Origin of the sequence: Bartonella sp. CL434QHHD (assembly GCF_042195145.1) — a bacterium.
Lineage (GTDB): Bacteria > Pseudomonadota > Alphaproteobacteria > Rhizobiales > Rhizobiaceae > Bartonella.
On sequence record NZ_JBHINT010000044.1, the window covers coordinates 87,798 to 105,485 of the forward strand.

11 protein-coding genes and 1 pseudogene are annotated in these 17,688 nt (G+C 37.1%); 5 read left to right on the forward strand and 7 right to left on the reverse strand.

Annotation, left to right across the window (positions count from 1 at the left end):
- Positions 1-121: 121 nt before the first annotated feature.
- Complete coding sequence (locus tag ACFILN_RS08240; protein ID WP_273790617.1) at positions 122-1,408, reverse strand: RsmB/NOP family class I SAM-dependent RNA methyltransferase; 1,287 nt, start codon at positions 1,406-1,408, stop codon at positions 122-124.
- 454 nt (positions 1,409-1,862) lie between these two features.
- Between ACFILN_RS08240 and ACFILN_RS08245 the strand changes: the two genes are divergently transcribed.
- On the forward strand, positions 1,863-2,009 hold the full coding sequence (locus ACFILN_RS08245) for a hypothetical protein (RefSeq protein WP_375631092.1): 147 nt from the start codon (positions 1,863-1,865) through the stop codon (positions 2,007-2,009).
- Between the two features lie 179 nt (positions 2,010-2,188).
- On the opposite strand, the gene guaB is transcribed toward ACFILN_RS08245, so the two are convergent.
- From guaB to ACFILN_RS08260, 3 genes and pseudogenes are all read right to left on the reverse strand, one after another.
- Positions 2,189-3,688, reverse strand: a complete 1,500-nt coding sequence (gene guaB / locus ACFILN_RS08250) for an IMP dehydrogenase (RefSeq protein ID WP_273790618.1) — start codon at positions 3,686-3,688, stop codon at positions 2,189-2,191.
- Between the two features lie 150 nt (positions 3,689-3,838).
- Positions 3,839-5,411 (reverse strand): annotated as a pseudogene (locus tag ACFILN_RS08255) (phospholipase D family protein).
- 403 nt (positions 5,412-5,814) lie between these two features.
- Complete coding sequence (locus ACFILN_RS08260; RefSeq protein WP_375631094.1) at positions 5,815-7,200, reverse strand: sigma-54-dependent transcriptional regulator; 1,386 nt, start codon at positions 7,198-7,200, stop codon at positions 5,815-5,817.
- 252 nt (positions 7,201-7,452) lie between these two features.
- Here ACFILN_RS08260 and ACFILN_RS08265 point away from each other — a divergent pair, with 252 nt between their 5' ends.
- Complete coding sequence (locus ACFILN_RS08265; protein ID WP_273790621.1) at positions 7,453-7,812, forward strand: hypothetical protein; 360 nt, start codon at positions 7,453-7,455, stop codon at positions 7,810-7,812.
- Between the two features lie 276 nt (positions 7,813-8,088).
- On the opposite strand, the gene ACFILN_RS08270 is transcribed toward ACFILN_RS08265, so the two are convergent.
- The gene (locus ACFILN_RS08270) at positions 8,089-9,081 is read right to left on the reverse strand and encodes an SIS domain-containing protein (RefSeq protein WP_273790622.1); all 993 of its coding nucleotides are present in this window, start codon (positions 9,079-9,081) and stop codon (positions 8,089-8,091) included.
- 39 nt (positions 9,082-9,120) lie between these two features.
- Positions 9,121-10,011 carry a UTP--glucose-1-phosphate uridylyltransferase gene (locus ACFILN_RS08275; protein ID WP_375671258.1) on the reverse strand — a complete coding sequence of 297 codons (891 nt, stop codon included), beginning with the start codon at positions 10,009-10,011 and terminating at the stop codon, positions 9,121-9,123.
- 266 nt (positions 10,012-10,277) lie between these two features.
- Here ACFILN_RS08275 and ACFILN_RS08280 point away from each other — a divergent pair, with 266 nt between their 5' ends.
- Together ACFILN_RS08280 and ACFILN_RS08285 are read left to right on the forward strand one after the other, a co-directional pair.
- Complete coding sequence (locus tag ACFILN_RS08280; RefSeq protein WP_375671260.1) at positions 10,278-11,531, forward strand: lytic murein transglycosylase; 1,254 nt, start codon at positions 10,278-10,280, stop codon at positions 11,529-11,531.
- A 14-nt stretch (positions 11,532-11,545) separates the two neighbouring features.
- Complete coding sequence (locus ACFILN_RS08285; protein WP_375671262.1) at positions 11,546-12,622, forward strand: SGNH family hydrolase; 1,077 nt, start codon at positions 11,546-11,548, stop codon at positions 12,620-12,622.
- Positions 12,623-12,784: 162 nt separating this feature from the next.
- Here ACFILN_RS08285 and ACFILN_RS08290 read toward each other — a convergent pair whose 3' ends face one another.
- Entirely contained in the window at positions 12,785-14,809 is a 2,025-nt protein-coding gene (locus ACFILN_RS08290; RefSeq protein WP_273790626.1) for a M3 family metallopeptidase, read from the reverse strand.
- A 553-nt stretch (positions 14,810-15,362) separates the two neighbouring features.
- On the opposite strand from ACFILN_RS08290, the gene mgtE reads away from it, so the two are divergent.
- Complete coding sequence (gene mgtE, locus ACFILN_RS08295; protein WP_375666903.1) at positions 15,363-16,739, forward strand: magnesium transporter; 1,377 nt, start codon at positions 15,363-15,365, stop codon at positions 16,737-16,739.
- Positions 16,740-17,688: the final 949 nt, after the last annotated feature.

Consider the following 17,688-nt stretch of genomic DNA (forward strand, 5'->3'; position numbering starts at 1 on the left):
CAACAATTGTAAAAGAAAACTCATGAGAGTTATGATTTAATCTTTCTCTTTTCACAAGCCTGTTTTCTTAAGAAAAAGATTATTCTCGTAAAGTTTATGATAAAAAGTGCAAAAATATGGATCAATGTTTTTTTTGCAACACAGATAAAAAGAACCCATCTGTTTGTGTTGTGGCTGGCGACAAAGTAAGTCCATAATTTGAAAAAACTGGTTGCACAGGAGAAAAACTAAAATGTTTCTGCCAAAGCGCTGGCATATCTATTGGAGAAAAATGAGAATGTTGTTGAAGGAAATGGGAAATTTGTTCCTCATTTTCATCTGTAAAAAGAGAACAGGTAATATAGATTAGGCGCCCATTTGGCTTAAGATAAGCTATCGCTTCATTCAAAATAGCCCTCTGTTCTGTTTGGCGTTGTTTCACCTGTTCTAATGTTAAACGCCATTTCGCATCTGGACGACGACGCCATATTCCTGTCCCACTACATGGTGCATCTAGTAGAACTCTATCCATCTGGCCTATTAATGGCTTCAATTCTTCTTTTTGTGCTCGTGTTTGTACATTACGAACACCAGCGCGTCGAAGACGATCAAAAATAGGAGCTAAGCGCGCTTTATCGGAATCATAAGCATAAATTTGTCCACGATTGTTCATATCGGAAGCTAAAGCTAATGTTTTGCCCCCAGCACCTGCACAATAATCTAATACCTGCATGCTCTCTTGCGCGTCCACAAGGTGAGCAACAATTTGAGATCCTAAATCCTGTATTTCAAAGTGTCCTTTTTGAAAAGCTTGTTCCACTTGAACATTGGGATGACGATTAAACTTTTCAATCGGTGCAATTCTTAAAGCTTGCCCAAACCATGGAAAAGATTTAAGTTTGGTTTTTGCTAATTCTTTCAGCACCTTTTCTGGTGTTGCCTTTAGGTTATTTACCCGTAGATCTAAAGAAGGACGCGTTGCTAACGCAGCCGCTTCAGTGATCCAATTATCACCAAATAAAGGACGCAGATGCGCTTGACACCATTGTGGAATATCACCACGAATATAGTCTGGAGCATCCACTAATTGCTGACCTTGCCACGATTTACGCTGCTTAGCCCCTAATAACTGTGGTGCAAACCGATCTTCTGCCAACTCACCGTCAATTTGCTCCAGCGTCATTTTTCCATAATCTAATAAGGCACCAAAAACGATATCTCGGATATCATCACTCTCCATACGCCATTGTAAAGAATAACGTCGTCTTAAAACATCATAAACGATTGTACCAATAGCTGCGCGATCACCTGCTCCAGCAAAGCGATGAGAAAGCCCCCAATCCTTTAAAGCTGCTCCTACTGGGCGATGCTTCATTTCTATCTCTTTGAGAACATCTATTGCTGCTTGCAAACGCCCACCTAATCGCATTCATTTCTCCCATTAAAATAATAAAATTTTAAATCATCTAAAAAAATAATATTATCGTCTTCTTGCCAATGGAACCTTCTCAAAGCCATAAAAAATTTATATTCAATATTAAAATGATCTGATCATACTTTTTTATAAAATCCAATTTAGAGTATCTAGATTTTTCCTTTCATCTTCTGCCCATTCGCTTTTTATCCTTCTACCTCTTATGCTAAAAGATACGTAGCCATCCATAAAGAACTTATTTCCGCCATGCATTACGAAAAAATCAAATATCTCCCATCTTTGTACGGCTATCCTGCTGAAAAAATAGAAAAAGTCTTCTCATAAAATTAAACAATTTCATCTTACGTTCAACAAAAAATTAACTTTTTAGAAAATGCTTGGAACCACTATTTGGCATGACCGTTTTTACTCTAATGGCAACTGCCAGACAATTTAAAAGGAGAAAATAATGACTTATAATAATGGAAAAACAACTTCGTCTAAAAGCCGTCATAATACAATGCCCTCAAACAACGGAAAGAAATCCATCCAAAGTGATCAGACAAACACTCGCCAACGTGCGTCAAAGACTGGACGGAAGACAACAAAAAGTTAATTCTAATTTTATATAACTTATTTCATATAGTCTTAACAGAAAGAATTAGAGTTTTGACCTCTAATTCTTTCCTTTTTGGGATTATTACACCAAATTACAAACAGAAAAAAGCGCAGTCTCTCTTTCTTATTCTCGGAAGATTTTATATTTATGCAATATGACATTAGGATCTTGTATCTTTAAACTGGCCCACGATAATTTGGACTCTCTCGTGTGATGGAAACATCATGCGTATGACTTTCATGGAGTCCCGCATTCGTAATACGTACAAACGTTGCTTTTTCACGAAACTCTACAAGATCTTTTGCTCCAACATACCCCATCGAAGCACGAAGTCCACCAGCAAGCTGATGTAGAACTGATGCTATAGGACCTTTATAAGCCACCTGCCCCTCTACACCCTCAGGAACCAACTTAAGTTCATCACGAACATCATCTTGAAAATAGCGATCTGCCGATCCTCGTGCCATAGCACCAACAGATCCCATGCCGCGATAAGCTTTAAAGGATCGTCCTTGATATAGATAAACTTCACCAGGGCTTTCTTCTGTACCCGCTAAAAGAGAGCCAATCATAGCAGCACAAGCCCCACCTGCTAAGGCTTTAGCAAAATCACCCGAAGCTTTTATCCCCCCATCAGCAATAACGGGAATACCGACCTTATCAGCAATTTCTGCCGCACTCATAATGGCTGCAAGCTGAGGAACACCAACACCTGCAACAATTCGCGTTGTGCAAATAGAACCAGGACCAATACCAACTTTTATAGCATCCGCACCACTGTCAATCAAAGCCTGTGTTGCTTGCGGAGTTGCGACATTACCAGCAATAATGGCTGGAGAAAACGTCATTTTTTTAATACGCTCAACTGTGTCTAATACACGCTGAGAATGTCCATGTGCAGTATCAATCACTAGAATATCAACACCTGCATCAATTAATCGTTCAGCCCGCTCAAACCCATCGTCCCCTACACTACTTGCAGCTGCAACACGCAAGCGACCTTGCGAATCTTTGGCAGCGTTTGGATTTAATTTTGCTTTTTCAATATCCTTAACTGTTATCAGTCCGACACAACGATTCTGTTCATCCACAACTAATAATTTTTCAATACGATGATGGTGTAAAAGATACTTTGCTTCATTGAGTTGAACATTTTCACGCACTGTGATTAAATTTTCATGCGTCATTAATTCATAAATTTTTTGTTTGGGATCCGATGCAAAACGTACATCCCTATTTGTCAAAATGCCAACAAGCCGTCCAGCAGTTTCACCTTTAGCACCATTTTCAACAACCGGAATACCGGAAATACCATGAGAGCGCATCAAAGATTTTGCTTCTTCAAGTGTTGCATCTGGTCCAATGGTGACTGGATTAACAACCATACCAGATTCAAACTTTTTTACTTGGCGGACCTCTTCTGCCTGCTCTGCAGGAGACATATTACGATGAATAACCCCAAGACCACCAGCTTGAGCCATCGCAATAGCCAAACGCGATTCTGTTACCGTATCCATTGCCGCAGAAAGCAATGGCAAATTGAGCTTAATATCCGCTGCAATGCGCGTACTGAGATCCACTTGACTAGGCATAACAAGAGAATGACCGGGTTGTAAAAGTACATCATCAAAAGTCAGTGCCAATGCACCTGTCCCCGTTTCAACAATCTTTGCCATAGCAAAATTCCTTTTATAATAAAACACCGCAAGGAGCTTTAAAATACAACTGCGGTTCTCATACATGGTAGATTGGCAAAAAATTATGCCATGCTACAAACAAAATGAAAAGAAAAATAAAATATTTTTTTAAGTGTGGTTTATAAAAATTTACAATTGTGATTCAATAGGTAACCAACTTATTATTTTTGCAAATGCGCGACGCCAAAAATTGCTTTCTGGCTCATAGTCAATGCTATATTTTTTTTCATTTTCAATAAAATCCCAATAAATACGATTATTATCACCAAGACGCAGATGATAGCTCATTTCCCCTGTAGTTTCTTCAGAAAACAACAAATCTAATCTTGCTGTAATGGGTGCACATTCAAAAAGAATGCCCATTTCTGTATTTAATGATGCTGATCTTGGATCAAAATTTAAAGATCCAATAAAAGCTGTTTTACGATCAATTAAAAAAGCTTTGGCATGTAAACTTGCCTTACTCGATCGAAACAATCGTAACCCATGAGTATTGCCTTCCGCTTTTAATTCATAAAGATTAACACCACTTTTCAACAATGCCTTACGATACGGTACATAACCACCATGCACTAATGCTACATCAGTAGCTGCTAAAGAATTTGTCAGAATTTTGACATCAACACCCTTTGAAACCAAATTACTAAAATTCTGCGTGCCAACCTTACCAGGAACAAAATAAGGTGACGTAATCTGAACCGTTTTTTGGGCATTTCCAATAACCTTTGAAAGTGCCTTCATAAGCCAATTGCTTGCTTTTTTACGCAATGCTTTTTCTGGAGGATCAGAAAGAACAACAACTTTGTCTGCTAAAAATAACCGCTTTCCTGTTTGGATAAAACAATTAAAGTTAATGTGCTCTTTGACATAATCTAAATAAACTTTTGCAACCTTGGAATCACGAAACTTTCGTAATTTATCTTTCCAATAGCTAAGATCACTTGCGCTTTTAGGAACAACCAAAGTATGAATTGGTAAAACAACAGCACTATTCCAAAAATCATCAAAGATACTTTCTACCTTTTTAACAGAGGGACCGATTAACATCAAATCTAAATCTCGAAAATGAGATTCTTTACCAGCATCAAAATAAGAATCTGCAAGATTACGTCCTCCTACAAAAGCGACCCTGCCATCAACAATAAAAGCTTTATTATGCATTCTACGTGTTACGGTAATTGCCCGTAATATAATTTCTAAACCACGGCGTAAACCACCTTTACGAGATCGCCCTGGATTAAACATTCTCACCTCAATATGAGGATGTTTATCTAGCGCAATATAAGCTGGATCACGTGCCTGAGCATTAATATCATCCAAAAGAAGCCGTACCCGAACACCCCGATCTGCTGCCTCAACTATTTCACTTAATAATAGGCGCCCCGTTAAATCATCGTCCCAAATATAATACATCAGATCAAGGCTACGCCCAGCCTCTGCAGCTCCTATTGCACGAACACAAAACGCATCCAAATTGCTGATAATGAGGGAAAGGGCATCTTTATCAATCCCCAATCCATTTTCTTCCTCAGCTAATTGACTGACGATACGATCAAGCTTAGTTTCATCTTTCTGAATAGGTAACGCATAAGAACACTGCCCCCTAGCATTTTTCACAAAACGCCCATAGGTGTAGATTGCCAACATAGATGCAATAAAAAAAAAAGAGGACAAAACCAATAACAATCTGTAAAAGAGTCAAAGAGGATAAACTTTCTATTTTAAACTATCACATCATCAGTAATGCAAACGATAACACTAATCACTTTATCTTAATCGTATAGCAGATAAAATGCCACTTCTTGCTTAAGAGAGTATAAATTTAATATTGATGATACAAAAATTTTAGCGGTAGTATTTAAAAGTTTTTAAAAATGCTTCTCTGTTTTAATAAATGTAAACTTAACTAAAATTGTATAAATTGAAACAAACGATTAAAATAATCACATAAAATTTATATTTGATTTAAATCTACAAAATCATCCTCTATAGATAAATTTTACAATAAATAATTGTTTTCTTAAGCTTCCCCCACGAACTTTATCAAAATCCACTCTATTTTTTTGAAACTCATGCTTGTCATGAAGAGAAAGTTGTTATGAATTTTACTTTCGTTCTTGATTTCTTATTGCTCTCAATTCTTCCATTTTTCTATAAAGTGTAGAGCGACCAATATGAAGGCGGCGCGCAATCTCACTCATATGTCCTTTATAATGTTTAATCGCTTTCTCTATAATATCATGTTCCATCTCTGCAAAAGTACGCACATGCCCATCAGTATTCAAAAATTTTATCGATTCTTGTTCATTATCTTCTTGTATATTACCCTCAATGATATTGGGAACATTCATTAATGAATTTCCCATTAATTGCGGAAAATCTCGAACAGTTAATAACGGTCCTTCACTGAGTAAAATCGCACGAAATAAAAAGGTTTCAAGCTCATTTCTATTGCCAGGCCAATCATACTGCATAAGCAAGGAAAGAGCAGAGCCTGCTAAACCATGGACATGTGATCGCCCTGTTTCTGTGATAATGCGATCAATCAAACGTTGTGTAATCTCTGGAAAATCATCCCTTAATTCTCGTAAAGCAGGGACGCTAATAGACAAGTGAGAAAATTGTTCAAACAAACTATGCAAAAAAAAGTTCTCATTAACCAAGTCCTTTAAACGCGATGTTGAAATAGCAATGATCCGAAAAGGGAAAAATCCTCCTTTTGTATCCCTTTCCCTCTCTTTAAGGTAATGAGCAAACCGTTTTTGCTGTATGGGCTCAAGTCGATCAATATCACAAAGGCAAAGTGTCCCTTTTTCAAGAGAAGAAACCAATGGTAGGAATTCTTTAAACCACTGCTGATTTTCTTCTTCTGGATCAACGATGGCTGAACATTGAAAGCGAACAAAAACACCCTCCGAAAATAATCCCTCATGATGAATAATCCGAGCTAATGTCTCACGTCCTGTTCCAGCTTCCCCCTCTATCAAAAGATTCTGTAAAGAAGTTGCTGCTTGTCTCGATTGTTCTAACACTATCTGCATAGCTCTACTTTTTACGCAAAGATCAGAAAACCGTAAATGATTCTCTTTTTTTCGCCGAATATCTCGAACCTCATGCTCCAAGGCAGAAATAAGAGCAAGAATATCCAAAGTAACTCTTACGCGTAATAATGTTACTGGATGGATCCAATAATCAATAGCTCCAGCTGTTAAAGCTTTCTGGAGTAAATGCTGATTCTCTTGTTGTGCTATAACGACAATAGGAACAGAAACACCAGCAACTCTAATCATTTTAATCAAATCGCTCACACTCAAATCACTCATAACGACATCAAGGAGTGCAAGCACAATGTTTTTACGCCTGTGTAAAAGATCAATCGTACGGAGACCATTTTCTGCTTCAATGACACGATAACCAAAACCTCTCAGCATAGCAGAAAGTTCTATACGTCTTCCATAATCTTCACTCGCAACAAGAATGGGACCAACCATAATGTCAATAATCTCCTTTGAGACTACTCAGCAGCTTAATATCAAAATTGTTGTAAACCATAAGAAATATTTCACCTCTTGTGTTTCACTTACGAACTTCATCAAGCTATCAATTAAATACAACATTAAGGCATTTTTTTCCATTTTTTTGCTTTTTCATTGATTTTCATTAAATTTTTCATATTGACTCATGGGGTAATTTAATAATGTTATAGAAACTCGAGAGCAAATAATCTAAATAGAGTGCAATAAATGAAACATACCTATCATATTTTATGTCTTACAATCACCGCCTTGCTGTTAAGTGCCTGTAAATTTTCGCAATATTATAATTCAAATATGCCAACTGGAATTGATGGGAAATGGGTTGATGAGAATGGTATTATTTCTTCTTTCCACAATGGTGTTTTTGAAACGCGTGCAGCAGATACAGAAGAAAAACTATCAGAAGGGGCATATAATTATCTCAATGCCCAAAATATAGAAATTGAAATACGCTCTATTCTCCGTGGAACAATTTCTAGAGTCAATTGTACAATGTCCTATGACGCCACACAACTTCTCTGCACCTCACATACAGGAGCACAGTTTTTCCTTAAGCGGAAATCTTAAACAAAGTACAAGGGAAACCTCTCTTAAGAACAGAGGGAGCACACACATTAAGCAGGAGGCGATCCGTTCTCCTCCTGATAGAAAATCCTCTCTAAAATACGCAAAGAGGCTGGTATAATCTTTACCCTGAGAATTTTCTAAACATTATGAAATGCGTAAAATAATCATTTTCTTCCACAAAATATCAGTAAAGCCACCTCACAATAAAATTATAACTTTGTATCCTGCAATCTATTTCAACCTAAAATAACATTTTATTTGATAAGGAAGCTTAATCTAAGCAGCGCCAATGCGCAAAAGATCATGAAAATGGACAATTCCTATCGGTTTTTTATCTTCAACCACGAAAAATGCACCAATCTGATGATCATTAATAAAAGCTGTTGCTGCACCAACAAGTGTATTTGGCTTTACAACTTTAGGAGCTTTGGTCATCACCTCGTCAACATTAAATTTTGATAAATTAAAATGAATGTTACGTGCAAGGTCGCCATCAGTTACAATTCCGATTAGTTCACCTTCTTGATTCACAACACCAACACAACCAAAATGTTTTTCCACCAAAACATTCATCGCTTCAGTCATAGATGTTCCCTGCATTACCAAAGGAATATTATCACCCTCATGCATAATATCACACACGTATTTAAGGCTTGCACCAAGAGAACCACCAGGATGATATATTTTGAAATCCGTTGCGGTAAAACCACGCATTTCTAAAAGAGAAACCGCTAATGCATCTCCCATTGCCAATTGCATAATTGTTGAAGTTGTAGGGGCTAAACCATGGGGGCAAGCCTCTTCTATCTTTGGTAATAATAGCACAATATCAGCTTGTCGTCCTAACACAGAGTGCTTACTTGATGTCATCGCAATAAGGGGAATACGAAAACGCGCCGCATAACTCATAATACCACTTAACTCTTGAGTTTCACCAGACCATGATAAAGCAAGAATAACATCATCAGATCCAATCATACCAAGATCACCATGATTGGCTTCTGCAGCGTGAACAAAAAAGGCAGGTGTTCCAGTTGAGGCTAAGGTTGCTGCAATTTTTGTCCCTATATGACCACTTTTTCCAAGACCAGTAATGACCACATGTCCACGAGCATTTCTAATAGTTTGAACAGCCGCTTCAAAAGAAGAAGAAAGACTTTCCAGAAGAGCTTTTTCAAGGGCTTCAAGCCCCTGCTTTTCACTGGCAAGTGTTTTAAGCGCTGATACAACAGCACCCTGCAAAGCCATATGAGGAGACGGTATTATCATAATCAAATTCGATCAATAAAATTAAGTGAGAGATCTATATTATTTTTCAACATTAATGGTTTCCAGTAAATTTTTCAATGAGGCAGAAACGTGGCTGTGCATATCAGCGCGTGCCAAAGAAAATGCAACGTTGGCTTCAATAAAACCAGCTTTAGAACCGCAATCAAAAGTGCGCCCTTTTACTTGCAAACCCCAAAAATCTTGCTCATTTGAAAGCCGTATCATAGCATCTGTTAATTGAATTTCATTTCCTGTTCCCCGTTCTTGAGTAGAAAGAATATTAAAAATTTCTGGCTGCAAAATATAACGTCCATTGATGTACAAATTTGATGGTGCCGTTCCTTGTACTGGTTTCTCTACCATTTTTGTGATTTCAAAACCATTTGCAATCTGTTTGCCTTTCCCAACAATACCATATTTATGTGTTTCTCTAGGATCGCATTCCTGAACTGCTATAATATTTCCCCCACCCACCTTTCCATAAAGACTAATCATCTCAGAAAGACAGCCATTTTTCGCCTGTATCAACATATCGGGTAATAACAAAGCAAAAGGTTCCCCTGCAACTAATTCACGCGCACACCAAAGAGCATGCCCTAATCCCAAAGGTTGCTGTTGCCGAGTGAAAGAAGTTGACCCTGGTAATGGCTGTAAACGGTATAAATTTGCAAGATCTTCTTTCTTTCCACATTCAGCAAGTGTCGTGTATAATTCAACTTGCGCATCAAAATAATCCTCAATGACTGCTTTGTTACGTCCAGTCACAAAAATAAAATGCTCAATACCAGCTTCCCTCGCCTCATCCACAACATATTGAATAACAGGTTTATCAACAACTGTTAGCATTTCTTTAGGAATCGTTTTTGTCGCAGGAAGGAAACGCGTACCAAGACCTGCTACTGGGAATACTGCTTTCCGGATTTTACGCACACTCACCCTCCTCAATGAATTCATATAACTTTTTTGTTTTATTTATCATATGTTTTTACGAAATGGTAAAAAAGATATCTTATTGTTTTGATTATCATTATAATGGGCAATTAAAAATGTAAAAAGAGTCTGAGAATTTATTGAAAGGATTAAAACGAATTATTTATTTCAGTTTTTTCCTCTTCTTGATCATATTATCGATTAAACTAAATACAAAATAAAGTTATTGCACATCTAATGAATTGAATATTAATGGGGATTTCAAAATGCAAAAAACAGAATTGAAGACTCTCTTTTTAGAGAAGTCAATAACTTGGAGAACTCTTTTCACTGTCTCTGCCGTTATTTTTTCTGCTTTTTTTATGTTTTTTATATCCCTTTCATATGCTGATAGCGGATTTAAACACTGGATTAAAGAATTTAAAAAAATAGCTATTGCTCACAATATTACCCCTTCTACGTTTCATATGGCGTTTAAAGGTGTTAATGCCATTGATCCAGAAGTTCTAAAAAGTGCCGCATACCAACCGGAATTTGTTGCTCCTTCATGGAACTATTTCGATAATCGTGTCCATGATATTGCAATTGAGGAAGGACGGCGCCAAACTCAAAAATGGAACAAATGGCTTCTTCAAATTGAAAAACGTTTTGGTGTTGATCGCAATATTCTGCTTGCTATTTGGTCAATGGAAAGCAACTATGGGAAGGTTTTAGCCAATAAAAGTGTAATGCGTGATACCATTCGCTCTCTTGCAACTTTAGCCTATGCTGATAAAAAACGTGCAAAATATGCATATACACAGCTGATTGCTGCTATGAAAATTCTACAAAGTGGCGAAATTAAACGCTCTCAACTCACTGGATCTTGGGCCGGTGCATTGGGGCATACACAATTTATTCCAAGCAGTTATCTCGCCTATGCAGTTGATATGGACCAAGATGGACGGCGTGATATCTGGAACTCTGTTCCAGATGCTCTGGCTACTGCTGCTAACCTTCTCCACAAAAATGGCTGGCAACCTAATCTTATTTGGGGAGTAGAGGTAAAAGTGCCGCAGGGGAAAAACCTTCCTGAAGGCTGGTATTCCTTTGAACAATGGAAAAAATTAGGTGTAAAACACGCAAATGGGCACCCTCTTCCTACATCAGCTGAACAAGCAATATTAAAATATCCAGATGGAGCAAAAGGACCTATATTTTTAGTCACAAAAAATTTCTTTGTTCTGAAACATTATAATAATGCAGATCGTTATGCGTTTGCTGTTGGCCTTCTTGCTGATCGCATTGCTGGACATCCTGGATTGGTAAATGATTGGCAAAGACCTTTTCAACCTCTTACTTTCCAGGAATGTAAAGAACTACAATCTCGCTTAAGTGCACTGGGCTATTATAAAGGGAATGTTGATGGAAAAATCGGAACAGCTTCTCGCAAAGCAATTAAAGCTTTTCAACTGCGTCACGGTCTAAAAGCAAATGGATATCCATCATCTCAAGTGCTTTTTCTCCTTCGCAAACAATAAGGGAGACTAAATTTTTGTCTTCTTTTCGCCTGATATACTTGACATTATTGTTGTTTTCACTTTCTATTGTGGGGATCTTACAGCCATCCCCAAGTAAAGCAACGAACTTCTTCAAATGGTTGTCACAACAAAACAAACAGACACAGCAGCCACCGCAAATTATAGAACAAAAAATAGACAAGCCGCAAAAAAAGATCATAACACAAAAAAACATACAAAAGCTAAAAAATGAGAATGCAAAGCGCGTTCTTGTCATAGGGGATTTTGCAGCTTCTGCTGTTGCCGATGCACTTAAGAAGTCTTTTATAAATAATAGCGATATCGTTATCATGAACAACACAATACCAGCTTCCGGCTTAGTTCGAACGGATTATTATTCTTGGCAAGGCAATATTTCTAAACTCATTGATCAAAATAATCCCGATGTTATTATCATGATGATCGGTGCAAATGATAATCAACCCATCACAGACTCTCATAACATGATTAACACAGATCAGTCAGAATGGATGCGCATCTACAAACAAAGAATTATCGAAATTGCTGAAAGTCTTCATGCCTCTGGAAAACCATGGATATGGATAGGTCAACCTTCTTTTGAAAATGATCTTTTGACACAAAAAATAAAAATTTTTAATGCGCTCTATCAACAAGAAACAGAAACAGCAGGAGGGTATTTTCTCGATATCTGGAGCGGCTTTAGTGATGAAGAAGGAAATTTTTCTTTTTCAGGCTATGATATTAATGGGAAAATAACCAAATTACGCACCAATAATGGCATGCATTTCACCCCTGAAGGAAAGAAAAAACTTGCCTCTTATTTAGAAAAGCCATTGAAAAATATTTTAAATTTTTATGCCTTTTCTCATGGAAATCCTTACTCAACCGATCAAGCTATTCAAAAACTTATACAAGAATCAGAGAATCAAGAGCGGAGTAAAATTATGCGTCAGCTTCCAATGAGCCTCGATGATATGGCACAACAAAACACTCACCTTTTAGGCAAAAGAAAGTCAAGTTTTATAAAAAAATCATGGTTTCCACCAAATGGGCATCAAAAAGATCGAGCTGATGATTTTTCTTTCCCATAATGTCTATTTAAAATACAAAATCTGTTTTCCTCTATAAACAAAAAGCGAATAAGATAAAAAACTCTGTTTACAGAGCTATAATGAAGAGGAAATTTGCATAACTCGCAACTGCACCTTTCGAATAATATGAAAACGGCATGGTGTTAACCATACCGTTATATCTTATAGTCCACGTTTGTTAATCATTGCCTCTGGTAAAGGCATCCGTCCCCGAAAAGCTTTATAAAGCTCCTCTGGATCACGACTTCCTCCAGCGGAGTAAATACAACGCTTTAAAAGATCAGCGAGCTCTGAATTAAAAACATCTCCCGTTTCTTCAAAAGCCTGAAAAGCATCTGCATCAAGAACTTCCGACCACATATAAGAATAGTAACCAGATGCATAACCATCCCCTGCAAACACATGCATAAAATGTGGGGGACGATGACGCATAATAATTGTGTCAGGCATTTGCAGCTTTTCTAATTCTTGGCGTTCAAACACTGTTGGATCAGTGACTGTTTCGCCTTGATGAAAAGCCATATCCACTAAAGCTGATGAGATAAATTCAACGGCAGAAAATCCTGCATTAAATGTCTGTGCTACTAAAACTTTATCTATCAACTCTTGTGGCATAGGATGGCCTGTTTTTGTATGTATAGCATAAGATTTTAATATCTCTGGCACGGTTAACCAATGTTCGTAAAGTTGAGAAGGTAGCTCAACAAAATCACGTGCAACAGATGTTCCCGACACAGATGGCCATGTGACATCAGAAAGCAAACCATGCAATGCATGTCCAAATTCGTGGAAAAGCGTACGTGCATCATCAAGTGATAAAAGAGCAACTTCTCCTTTGGGCGGTTTAGCAAAATTACAAACATTGTAGATAATAGGCTTTTGTCCGCCATCCAATTTATGTTGTGATTGCAAACTACTCATCCACGCACCGGAGCGTTTTGAAGAACGCGCAAAATAATCACCAATAAAATGCCCAAGTAGACTTCCATCAGACTTTTTTACTTCCCACAAACGTGCATCAGGATGCCAAAGTGTAACAGCGTTTTTTTCTTCAAATGTAATGCCAAAGAGTTTTTCTGCTACCCTAAAAGCCGCTTTAATCATACGATCAAGCTGAAAATAATATTTAATCTCCGCGCTATCGAAAGAAAGTTTTTCAGTACGAAGTTTTTCAGCATAATAACGCCAATCCCAAGCAGCTAAAGATTCATTGCAGCCCTGATTGTTGGCAAAATTTTGTAAGTCAATTTGCTCAGTAGAAGCTTTCGCTCTTGCGCGCTCCCATACAGGCATAAGCAAATCCATAACGGAATCAACACTTTTAGCCATAGTATTATCGAGCTTCAAATCTGCGAAAGATTTATATCCCAATAATTTAGCCTGCTCATCTCGAAGCGCAACAATCTCTACAATAATTGTTTTATTATCATTCTTGTTATTATTTTCACCACGTTTAGCCCAAGCTTGGAATGCAACCTCACGCAAATCACGACGATCAGAGAATTTTAAAAAAGGTTCAACAATCGAACGTGCTAGTGTTAATGCATACGCTTCTTCATTGCCTCTTTCACACGCAATTTCCTTCATTGAAGCAATGAGATCTTGCGGTAAACCAGATAAGTCTGTTTGTTTTAAAAATAGAATCCATTCAGCTTCATCATTTAAGACATTTTGTCCAAAAGTAGCATTTAAAAAAGCAAGTCTTTCATTAATTTCCAAAAGCCGTTTCTTAGCTTTTTCATCGAGTTTTGCCCCATGACAAACAAACTTTTTCCACCATAATTCAAGAACACGTGTTGTTTCACTCTCAAATGTGCCCAGCTGCGACTGTTTATAAAGCATATCTATTTTCGCAAATATCCGCGCATCCATCATCATTTTTGAAGAATAACGAGAAAGTTTTACAACGAACTCTTGCTCTAGCTGTTGAATTAATACATTCGTATGAGCACTGGTGCGTAAGAAAAATATTGAACAGACACGATCAAGCGCTTTGCCGCAAAGCTCAAAAGGCTGTAAAAAATTCTCAAGCGTTGGTGGTTCTTGCACCATCGCAATCGCCTCTAGTTCTTCTTCGGCTTCTTGAAGAGCCTGTTCAAAAGCGGGTTTAAAATCTTCATCACTTATAGAAGAAAAATCAGGAAGACATGAAAATCCCTTCCACTCCAGCACTGCTTCTTTTGCCATAATACTTTATGTCTCCATTATAAATTTAAACTGTAACAATTATCTTTACGACACAAATTGATAACATACTAAAACTATCTCGTGAGTTTCAAAACTACCTTTCAAAACGCTATTGAATAAAAAACCTGAAAATCGCAAAGTTCTTTCATTTTAAACCATATTATATTGAAGCAATAAAGATTATTCGCTCACACATCACAATAGAATTGCATATTAACAAAAACACTTGGAGAAAGGCATAATCTCCACTCTTTACAAAATATTGCTGTAGATTCTTTTGAAAATCACAAAACTGCATTAAAGAAATGATGGTAAAAATCAGAACTGATTTTTACATTTACGCTTTTATATTATCCTCAAATTAAGCTGTATTCTCGTTTTAGTGATTCAGAAACTTGTTTATAACTTATATTTTACCCTTGACTTTACTTCAAATATTAACAATTGGGAATATAGCTGGGGAGTTTTTTTTAAAATCTTCCATAAACTTTTGTTTTTATCTCATCTATTATCTAGATTTATAACTCTCCAACTCTTCAGGAGGTACTTTATCATGACTGAAATCAAAATGGCCTTCGACTTCAAAAATTTTTCTCCTGAAGCTCTTGCTGAAAAGTTAAAGAACCAGCATTTTGCAGACTCTATTGATATCATAAATGACCTCGATAGCATGGAACGTGTAACTATTCTTAGTCTTCTGCCTCTTGATTATGTTATCGAACTTTTTGATAAACCAGAGCTTGAGCAACCTGCTGCCATCCTAGAACTTCTCCCTATAAATCGTGCTGTTGAAATTCTTGATGGCATGTCTGCCGATGCTGCTGCAGACGTCTTTCAAGAAATGGATAAAGAAACCCGCACACGACTTTATGCCTTGCTTAACCCCTTAACGCGCGCTGAACTTAAAAAACTCACCAGTTATCCTGACCATACAGCAGGGGCACTGATGACAACAGAATTTATAGCCGTTCCTTCAAACTGGACCATACAAAAAACTTTGGATCACATCCGTGAGGTCGAGCGAACACGTGAAACAGTTTATACCAGCTATGTAATTGACCCTAAAACAGGTACTCTTCTCAAAGCTGTTTCCCTGCGTAACCTTATTCTTGCCTCACCTGATGAACTAATTCTTAATGTCCCTACCCATGACTCGCCCATTACAATATCGCCCTTCACACATCATGAAGATATCGCACGCCTTTTCCAGCGCCATGATCTTCTCTCTGTGCCTGTAGTTGATGAAAGTAACCATGTCATTGGCATTGTAACCGTTGATGACGTGCTTGATACTATGGTCGATGAGATGAATGAAGATGCCTATAAATTTGGGGGTATGGAAGCGCTTAATAAGCCCTATATGCAAATTAAGTTTCCTGAAATGATGAAAAAACGTGGCGGATGGCTCGCTTTACTCTTTATCGGTGAAATGCTGACAGCAAGCGCTATGCAACATTTCGAAACAGAACTCGAAAAAGCGATTATTCTTACACTGTTCATACCTCTCATTATGAGCTCAGGAGGAAATTCCGGCTCACAGGCTACATCCCTTATTATCCGTGCATTGGCTTTACGTGAACTCACGTTGAAAGACTGGTGGAAAGTGATCATTCGTGAAATTCCAACAGGACTATCCCTTGGTCTCTTACTAGGAATTATTGGTGTTACGCGCATTGCTCTTTGGCAAAAACTGGGTATCTACGACTATGGACAACATTGGATTGCTATTTCGACAACAGTGGGTACAGCTTTAGTTGGAATCGTTACCTTTGGTTCTCTTTCTGGATCTATGTTGCCTTTTATTCTTAAAGGTTTAAAATTTGATCCAGCAAGTGCTTCTGCTCCTTTTGTGGCAACTTTAGTAGATGTCATGGGCATTATAATCTATTTTTCTGTAGCTTCCCTCATTTTGTCAGGAACTCTTCTTTAAACATGTAAAGTAAAAACTCTTACTTATGGAAAGATCTTGTCATGTAACCTAAGATTCTTTCCATAAGAGAATAAGCTTTATTATTTATTTTCTAGCGCACCGCTCCATAGATAATTTATTATTTTTTTTGAATAACAGCTCCGAATAACGTAAATTTACCTCATCATAAAGCTTCTCATATTAAATCGATTAAAGTCATCTTCTTGCCAGTCACAAACGAGATCGGTGTATGGCTAAAAACTATTCAAGAAAAAATAAAATACTTCTTATATCTTCTTTCTCGTAGCAAAAACTGGCGCAATATTGACAGCTGAGAAAGAATGATAATGATAATGCTCAACAGTTTTATATTTTTTCACAAAGGCGTTAATAGTATACTATTCGCGTATATTATATCATTTATGAGCCTATCATGGAATGGATGTAGTATACGTTAAGCAATCTCTCTTAAGTACATGAATATGCAACAACAAGTATATTCTGTTTAAAGTGTTCTGTTTGGCATGAAAAGCATGCTCCTATTAGAGAATACGATTAACAAAAGTGTGAGGGGCAAAGCACTATCTCCATGGTTTAAAAGATATTACTTTAGATGCCTTTGAAAGCATAAATTGGATTAACGGCAAAGATGGAAATTTTCTTTGGATGCCTTCATATTCTTTCTAAATAAGACTGTATTCCGGGTTCATAAATAAATCAAACAGATATAACTCTTGCCCCAATCTGGCATACAAAAGCTAGAACTTCTTATAAAATTCTTAATCATCTCAATATTTACCTCAAATACACGGTTGCATTAGATCTGGATTTTGATTGACAAGTTATAGAATAAGAAAAAGCTTTATTTAGAATAAGAATGTTGTACAGTTGTCAATAAATTGGCTATGGATTGAGAGATATTCCGGATTTTTATTAATCTCTTTGCAAAACAACAACAATAATATGGCTA

What these genes read in the sequence shown, in the direction of transcription:
- ACFILN_RS08240 (WP_273790617.1), bottom strand. Translation starts at nt 1,408, where the DNA reads ATGCGATTAGGTGGGCGTTTGCAAGCAGCAATAGATGTTCTCAAAGAG.
- mgtE (WP_375666903.1), top strand. Translation starts at nt 15,363, where the DNA reads ATGACTGAAATCAAAATGGCCTTCGACTTCAAAAATTTTTCTCCTGAA.
- ACFILN_RS08260 (WP_375631094.1), bottom strand. Translation starts at nt 7,200, where the DNA reads ATGGTTGGTCCCATTCTTGTTGCGAGTGAAGATTATGGAAGACGTATA.
- guaB (WP_273790618.1), bottom strand. Translation starts at nt 3,688, where the DNA reads ATGGCAAAGATTGTTGAAACGGGGACAGGTGCATTGGCACTGACTTTT.
- ACFILN_RS08270 (WP_273790622.1), bottom strand. Translation starts at nt 9,081, where the DNA reads ATGATAATACCGTCTCCTCATATGGCTTTGCAGGGTGCTGTTGTATCA.
- ACFILN_RS08265 (WP_273790621.1), top strand. Translation starts at nt 7,453, where the DNA reads ATGAAACATACCTATCATATTTTATGTCTTACAATCACCGCCTTGCTG.
- ACFILN_RS08280 (WP_375671260.1), top strand. Translation starts at nt 10,278, where the DNA reads ATGCAAAAAACAGAATTGAAGACTCTCTTTTTAGAGAAGTCAATAACT.
- ACFILN_RS08290 (WP_273790626.1), bottom strand. Translation starts at nt 14,809, where the DNA reads ATGGCAAAAGAAGCAGTGCTGGAGTGGAAGGGATTTTCATGTCTTCCT.
- ACFILN_RS08245 (WP_375631092.1), top strand. Translation starts at nt 1,863, where the DNA reads ATGACTTATAATAATGGAAAAACAACTTCGTCTAAAAGCCGTCATAAT.